We start from the raw sequence: 7,622 nt of genomic DNA, 5'->3' as shown, positions 1-7,622 counted from the left end.
TGGCTCAGTCAAATCAACCTCTCAAGATCGTCGTGCCCTTCTCGGCCGGTGGTACCGCTGATGTACTGCCGCGCCTAGTAGTCGAAAAAATCCGCGCGGACTACGCAGGTGGCGTGATCATTGAAAATAAGCCCGGGGCTGGTGGAAACATCGGTGCCGATCTAGTGTTCCGGGCACCGCCGGACGGAATGACTGTGCTGGCCTCCCCTCCGGGGCCCATCGCCATCAACCACAACCTCTATCAAAAGCTCAGCTTCGACCCGACTCGCTGGGTACCGGTGACGATTTTGGCCACAGTGCCCAACGTCCTGGTCATCAACCCGAAGCTGCCTGTTAAGTCACTTGGCGAGTTCATCGCATACGCCAAAGCCAATCCCAAAAAAGTGACTGTGGCGACGCAAGGCGACGGCTCCACATCCCACCTGACTGCTGCCATGTTTATGCAGCTGACTGGCACTGAACTGACTGTCATCCCTTACAAGGGAACAGCCCCGGCACTGATTGACTTGATCGGCGGCAATGTGGATGTGTTTTTCGACAACATCAGCTCGTCGGCCACCTACCACCAGGCCGGCAAGGTGCGCATTCTGGCCGTTGCCGACGAGCAGCGCTCTCAAATATTGCCCCAGGTCCCCACCTTCGCCGAGCAGCAATGGCCCGCCATGCAAGCCGTGACTTTCTTTTCTGTTGTGGCTCCCCCAGGCACGAGTGCAGAAATCGCTCAGAAGCTTCAGAAGCAGATGGCCCTGGCTCTGTCATCGAACGACATCCGCAAGCACTTTCAGGAACAAGGTGCCGTGCCTTGTGGTTGGGACCCGTCCAAGACTGCTCAGTTCATCCGCCAGGAAACCGAGAAGTGGAAGAAGGTGCTGAAGGCCGCCAACGTCAAGCTCTAACTCTTAGGAACCAACATGCAAGAATCCATCATCCAGTGGCATGGGGCCACTAATACGCGCGTGCCTTTTGGTATCTATACCGACACAGCCAATGCTGATCAGGAACAGCAGCGCATCTATCGCGGCGAGGTCTGGAACTACTTGTGCCTGGAATCTGAAATTCCCGGGGCCGGTGATTTCCGCACTACCTTTGCCGGTGAAACACCGATAGTTGTCGTACGGGATGCCGACCAGGAAATCTACGCCTTCGAGAACCGCTGCGCGCATCGCGGCGCTCTCATCGCTCTGGAGAAATCGGGCCGTACGGATAGTTTCCAGTGCGTCTATCACGCCTGGAGCTACAACCGACAGGGAGATCTGACCGGCGTTGCCTTCGAGAAAGGTGTCAAGGGCCAGGGTGGCATGCCGGCCTCGTTCTGCAAAGAAGAGCATGGCCCGCGCAAGCTCCGCGTGGCTGTCTTTTGCGGTTTGGTCTTTGGCAGTTTTTCCGAGGATGTACCCAGCATTGAGGATTACCTTGGCCCTGAGATTTGCGAGCGCATAGAGCGCGTGCTGCACAAGCCCGTAGAAGTCATCGGTCGCTTCACGCAAAAGCTGCCTAACAACTGGAAGCTCTACTTCGAGAACGTGAAGGACAGCTATCACGCCAGCCTCCTGCATATGTTCTTCACCACCTTCGAGCTGAATCGCCTCTCACAAAAAGGCGGTGTCATCGTCGACGAGTCGGGTGGCCACCATGTGAGCTATTCCATGATCGATCGCGGCGCCAAAGACGACTCGTACAAGGACCAGGCCATCCGCTCCGACAACGAGCGTTACCGGCTCAAAGATCCTAGCCTTCTAGAGGGCTTTGAGGAGTTCGAGGACGGCGTGACCCTGCAGATCCTTTCTGTGTTCCCTGGCTTTGTGCTGCAGCAGATTCAGAACAGCATCGCCGTGCGTCAGTTGCTGCCCAAGAGCATCTCCAGCTCGGAACTCAACTGGACCTATCTTGGCTATGCAGATGACAGTGCCGAGCAACGCAAGGTCAGACTCAAACAGGCCAACCTTATCGGCCCGGCCGGATTCATTTCCATGGAAGACGGAGCTGTCGGTGGATTCGTGCAGCGTGGCATCGCAGGCGCTGCCAACCTTGATGCAGTCATCGAGATGGGCGGAGACCACGAAGGCTCTAGCGAGGGCCGCGCCACGGAAACCTCGGTACGCGGCTTTTGGAAGGCCTACCGCAAGCATATGGGACAGGAGATGCAAGCATGATCAATGAAATTCAAATCGCGGCCTTCAATGCCGCCTACGCGAAGACCATAGACAGTGATGCAATGGAGCAATGGCCAACCTTTTTCACCAAGGATTGCCACTATTGCGTCACCAATGTCGACAACCATGATGAGGGACTTGCTGCCGGCATTGTCTGGGCGGATTCGCAGGACATGCTCACCGACCGAATTTCTGCGCTGCGCGAAGCCAATATCTACGAGCGCCACCGCTATCGCCATATCCTGGGTCTGCCTTCGATCCAGTCAGGCGATGCAACACAGGCCAGCGCTTCCACTCCGTTCATGGTGCTGCGCATCATGCATACAGGGGAAACAGAGGTCTTTGCCAGCGGTGAGTACCTCGACAAATTCACCACGATCGATGGCAAGTTACGTCTGCAAGAACGCATCGCGGTTTGCGACAGCACGGTGACGGACACGCTGATGGCATTGCCGCTATGACAATAGTGCACCGTAGATTGGCTTTGGCCATCGGCGATCCCCACGGTATTGGCCCAGAAATCGCACTGAAAGCTCTCCAGCAGCTGTCTGTCACCGAAAGGTCTCTTATCAAGGTCTATGGACCTTGGAGCGCTCTCGAGCAAGCCGCACGGGTTTGCGAAATGGAGCCGCTTCTTCAAGACATCGTTCACGAGGAAGCCGGCACACTTACACAACCAGTTCAATGGGGAGAAATCACCCCGCAGGCTGGTCTATCTACGGTGCAATCCGCAACAGCGGCTATCCGAGCGTGCGAAAACGGCGAAGTCGATGCCGTCATTGCCTGCCCTCACCATGAAACGGCCATTCACCGCGCAGGCATAGCGTTCAGCGGCTACCCATCTTTGCTCGCCAATGTTCTTGGCATGAACGAAGACCAGGTATTCCTGATGCTGGTGGGGGCTGGCCTGCGCATAGTGCATGTCACTTTGCATGAAAGCGTGCGCAGCGCATTGGAGCGGCTCTCTCCTCAGTTGGTGGTCAACGCGGCGCAGGCTGCCGTGCAGACATGCACCTTACTCGGAGTGCCTAAACCAAAAGTCGCTGTATTCGGGATCAACCCTCATGCATCTGAAGGACAGTTGTTCGGCCTGGAGGACTCCCAGATCACCGTTCCCGCTGTCGAGACACTGCGCAAGCGCGGCCTAGCAGTAGACGGCCCCATGGGAGCTGACATGGTTCTGGCACAGCGCAAGCACGACCTGTATGTAGCCATGCTGCACGATCAGGGCCATATCCCCATCAAGCTGCTGGCACCTAACGGAGCCAGCGCACTATCTATCGGTGGCAGGGTGGTGCTTTCCAGCGTGGGCCATGGCAGCGCCATGGACATTGCCGGCCGTGGCGTGGCTGACGCCACGGCCCTCCTACGCACAATAGCCCTACTCGGAGCCCAACCGGTCTGAGGACTCTCTATGAACCACCAGATCCATATCCACGACTCCGATATCGCGTTCCCCTGCGCGCCCGGGCAATCCGTACTGGATGCAGCTCTGCAGGCCGGCATCGAGCTGCCCTATTCCTGCCGCAAAGGTAGCTGTGGCAACTGTGCGAGTACGCTGCTCGACGGAAATATTGCCTCCTTCAATGGCATGGCCGTGCGAAACGAACTCTGCGCCTCGGAACAAGTGCTGCTGTGCGGCTGCACTGCAGCCAGCGATATACGTATCCACCCGAGCTCCTTTCGCCGTCTCGACCCGGAAGCCCGAAAACGTTTTACGGCCAAGGTGTACAGCAATACACTGGCGGCACCCGATGTCTCGCTGCTGCGCCTGCGCCTGCCTGTGGGCAAGCGCGCCAAATTTGAAGCCGGCCAATACCTGCTGATTCACCTCGACGACGGGGAAAGCCGCAGCTACTCTATGGCCAATCCACCCCATGAGAGCGATGGCATCACATTGCATGTCAGGCATGTACCTGGTGGTCGCTTCAGCACTATCGTTCAGCAGTTGAAGTCTGGTGACACATTGGATATCGAACTGCCATTCGGCAGCATCGCACTGAAGCCTGATGACGCAAGGCCCCTGATTTGCGTTGCGGGTGGCACGGGATTTGCGCCCATTAAATCCGTTCTTGATGACTTAGCCAAACGCAAGGTTCAGCGCGACATCACGCTGATCTGGGGGGCTCGCAACCCCTCGGGCCTGTATCTTCCTAGCGCCATCGACAAGTGGCGCAAAGTCTGGCCACAGTTTCGCTACATTGCAGCCATCACCGACCTAGGCGATATGCCTGCGGATGCTCACGCAGGTCGGGTGGATGACGCGCTACGCACTCACTTTGGCAACCTGCACGATCATGTGGTGCACTGCTGTGGCTCACCAGCTCTGGTTCAATCAGTGCGCACAGCCGCTTCCGATATGGGCCTGCTTGCACAGGACTTCCACGCGGATGTTTTTGCGACAGGCCCGACTGGTCACCACTAGAAGTAGCTACCCATGCGATATCAACACGGCGGACTTGAGGCAGTAATAAAAGCATTCATGCCATTGCCGACGAACTTGCTTCCTCGCTGTACGCGTTTGTGGTTGACCGGCTCCGCCATTGAACTGCACAGCGTTGCAGTAACCCGTCGGTAGCCAAAGCAGCCATGGTTGCGCTCGAAGATGTTGGTGATTGATCGGCACACCAGGACATACTTCTCGTCAGCGTTGAGACGGGCGCGATGGTAGAGGTATGAACTGCGAGCCAAGACTAGCGAGGCGAGCGACTCGGCAAGCGATTCTTCATGGCGCAGGCCATAGCTTCTGACCAGGGCCGTGGAGCTGCGGCTGGTGAAGACCAGCCCATTGTCCGAGAGCAGTAGGAACGGCGCTGGCACACGCCCGAGTGTCCCGAACCGTGCAATCAGCACCTGCTCCAGTGCTGACTCCGCAGTCTTGGATCTCCCGCTACGCGACAGGTTCCAGCCCAGCAGTTCCCGGCTGTGGCAATCGATCACCAGGGCCATCGTGGTCCAGCCAGCCCGTCCGGCCCAGACCCGGCACATGTCGGTGGCCCAGCGCTCATTCAGTGCCTTGGCCACCGAGGGCAGGGATTGGATCCTGGGCCTGAAGCCTACCGGGCACTTTCGCACCTGCCAGCCCTCTATCTAGAAGATGCGCTGCACCGTGTTCTTGTTGAACCCCAGCAGATGCGCCACCGTTCGATAGCCGAAGGATAGGTTTTCCTCGAGCATGGCCTTGATCGGCGTCACCAATCGATCCTGCAACTTTGGCGCAGCCTTGACTGGGCGGCCCTGTTGGTGGAACAGGCCCTTGGCCTGGATCCATTCGCCTCGTGCGCGTATGTGTTCAGTAAAAGTAAACGGCCATGTGCACCTTGCTGCCGCGGCGGCGCTTGTCGTTGTCGTAGCTCGCACGCGGGTGACACTCGCAGGTTGACTGCAACGTACGCTCATCTAGCACTGCGGCACTGGACTGCCCCTGGCGCCCTTGGGCCACACGGATGATGGAGCGCAGGTCCGACACCATCGCCTCGGAGCATCCCGCCTCCCATGGCGGCAGGTCATTGGGCAGCAGCTGCCAAGGTGCACCTGCACGCACCAGCCAACGCAGCGCATTGAAGACCTCACGCAGGTCATGCGGGTAAGGCTTGCGGGGCATTGCAGCACTCTACTTGGGCTGCCGCGTGTCTTGAACGGAAGTTCATAACACGCTCTAGAACTGAGTGATCTGCCACTCATATTCATTCGCGATAGATGCTGCTGCTGCCATTTTCAGTTCAGCGCTATCACCCATTACATCCGCGTATCGCTTGCACAGCGAAAGCAGCGCTGCTTTGGAGCTGTCTGCAGTTTGTTGATTTCCACCCATGTGGCTACGGGTTGGTCGGTGAACAGCCCCTTGCCGTGAATGATGCCTGCCGCGTGCTGGGCGAACAGGGGCGGCAACGAACGGTTGGCGAAGTGAAGCCGCAACAGCTCGCGCCAGAAGTCCACCGGAGTGCGGATAGACCTGGGCGCCACGCGGTGGGATACTGGCTGAGAAACACCGCCTAGTTGGCGGGACGGTAACCGACCAACTTCTGGGGACAGTTCAAACCCGGGGTGATTCACTTATTCCGCGAAGGCGGCTACAGGATTTTTTCATTCAAGCGAGTGTTGTTGCGCCTAAAATTTAAGGGTGTCGGCGAAAGCACCTACAAAAAAATAAAGGCATGTGATCGGCACTGACTGCGCCAGTTAGTGCCGATCACTGCTTCGTGGTAATCAGTTATCGCTGATTACACGCCACCCATTTTCTGTTTTTCGCATTGGAATTGTCAAAGTTACTTTTACTTTATATTCGTCAAATAAAAGTTCTGGATCTTTGTTCTCACTACGTAATGATGCGAGTTGTTGTCCTTCAAAAAGATTTTTTGTGAATTGTTTCACACTAGGATTGCAGCCGTTGTAGTAGTTTCTGTAAATAATAGTCTCTTCATTGCCAAAAATTTTGAATGGCTTTTGATTATTTATCTCTTGTTCTCTAGATTCTACAAGTTTTTTCCAGATATTAATCTTTTCTTGAAGGGGTAATGGTATTTCTGGCGCTATCTCTGCGGATAGCCCTCGTTTAAAGACAATAATTTCATCGGAAGAGGGCATGTAAGGTGCATGCAGTTCGAATTCATCTGCTATTTTTTTTATTTCCGCTTCAAGTGTTTCTCTTGTTTCGAGAAATTTTTTATTTTTCTCTAGTCGTCTTTCTGATTCTTCTTTTTCTTCTTTCCATTGATTGCGCATAGTATCTAATAGGCTGGAATCTTTAAGTTCCAATCCGTAAGAAAATTCCACCCTATAGTAGCCATCCTCTTGATAGCCATTGGTCTTTTTGATGTCTACGATTTTGAGATTTTTGCAGCTATCGAACTTGGGCTCTAGATAAGCTTCTAGATCGCTATTGCTTGGGGAAGAGTTACAGCCGGTCAATGCGAAGCTTAAGGCTGAACAAAGAAGTATTCGTTTTTTCATAGGGCCATCTCTTAAATTTGAAATGAAAATACACACGCACTCTTCACACCTTGAAAAGAGGGCGGAGAAAAGTCTGAGCTTTAGGGTGTTTTTCGAGGAATTCCAGGTCGGAAATAAGGCGCAAAGTCGTTTAAATGCGCAGCATCGCGTTGTACGGCGAGGTCCCGGAAATGTCCATCCAAAGTCAGGAAGAATTCGGATGGTTTCATATCAAGGGCGGCGATGATGCGCTCCATGTTGACCAGCGTCACATTGCGCTCACCACGCTCCACGCCACCCATGTAGCTGCGATCCAAGCCGCAGTAATGCGCAAAACCTTCCTGAGAAAACCCTCGCGCGCTTCGGCACTCACGCACGGCCTGCCCAAATGCCTTGAGCACTGGAGATCGGTCTGCATTGGTCATTGGTTTGCTTGCCATGGGACGCAATGGTTACGATTCGTAGCATGCTTGGCCACAGTGCAAAAGCACACCGTGATAGCGATCACGGTGTGTAGAAACACTGCTTTAAGTGCTA

Annotated in this window: 8 protein-coding genes and 1 pseudogene; 5 read left to right on the top strand and 4 right to left on the bottom strand. The window is 55.2% G+C overall.

Translation table 11 applies throughout. The annotated features are described in order from the left end of the window. From FSY45_RS24370 to FSY45_RS24350, 5 genes are all read left to right on the top strand, one after another. Positions 1 to 896, top strand: an 896-nt coding sequence (locus FSY45_RS24370) for a tripartite tricarboxylate transporter substrate binding protein (RefSeq protein ID WP_148748453.1), incomplete at its 5' end; no start/stop codon positions are given. Positions 897 to 911: 15 nt separating this feature from the next. After that, complete coding sequence (locus FSY45_RS24365; protein WP_019043843.1) at positions 912 to 2,153, top strand: aromatic ring-hydroxylating dioxygenase subunit alpha; 1,242 nt, start codon at positions 912 to 914, stop codon at positions 2,151 to 2,153. Next, positions 2,150 to 2,614, top strand: coding sequence for a nuclear transport factor 2 family protein (locus FSY45_RS24360; RefSeq protein ID WP_019043842.1), 465 nt, complete (start codon positions 2,150 to 2,152; stop codon positions 2,612 to 2,614). Before FSY45_RS24365 ends, FSY45_RS24360 begins: the two co-directional genes overlap by 4 nt. Further along, positions 2,611 to 3,558, top strand: coding sequence for a PdxA family protein (locus FSY45_RS24355; protein WP_019043841.1), 948 nt, complete (start codon positions 2,611 to 2,613; stop codon positions 3,556 to 3,558). Before FSY45_RS24360 ends, FSY45_RS24355 begins: the two co-directional genes overlap by 4 nt. A gap of 9 nt (positions 3,559 to 3,567) precedes the next feature. Then, entirely contained in the window at positions 3,568 to 4,578 is a 1,011-nt protein-coding gene (locus FSY45_RS24350) for an FAD-binding oxidoreductase (protein ID WP_019043840.1), read from the top strand. 20 nt (positions 4,579 to 4,598) lie between these two features. Here the strand turns inward: FSY45_RS24350 and FSY45_RS24345 are convergent, their stop codons facing one another. The 4 genes and pseudogenes from FSY45_RS24345 to FSY45_RS28540 form a co-directional block, all read right to left on the bottom strand. Beyond that, complete coding sequence (locus tag FSY45_RS24345) at positions 4,599 to 5,177, bottom strand: DDE-type integrase/transposase/recombinase (protein WP_012837662.1); 579 nt, start codon at positions 5,175 to 5,177, stop codon at positions 4,599 to 4,601. 280 nt (positions 5,178 to 5,457) lie between these two features. Then, positions 5,458 to 5,757: pseudogene (locus FSY45_RS24335) on the bottom strand (transposase); the annotation flags it as partial. Between the two features lie 605 nt (positions 5,758 to 6,362). After that, positions 6,363 to 7,106, bottom strand: coding sequence for a hypothetical protein (locus tag FSY45_RS24325; protein WP_123974928.1), 744 nt, complete (start codon positions 7,104 to 7,106; stop codon positions 6,363 to 6,365). A gap of 80 nt (positions 7,107 to 7,186) precedes the next feature. Then, a complete protein-coding gene (locus FSY45_RS28540; protein ID WP_329955781.1) occupies positions 7,187 to 7,525 on the bottom strand; it encodes a helix-turn-helix transcriptional regulator in 339 nt (112 codons plus the stop codon). Between the last annotated feature and the right edge of the window lie 97 nt (positions 7,526 to 7,622).

It is taken from the genome of Comamonas sp. Z1, from assembly GCF_008121555.1.
GTDB lineage: Bacteria > Pseudomonadota > Gammaproteobacteria > Burkholderiales > Burkholderiaceae_C > Comamonas > Comamonas thiooxydans.
Note: the sequence above shows the minus strand (reverse complement) of the source record. Positions and strands in the feature narration are given on the sequence as shown.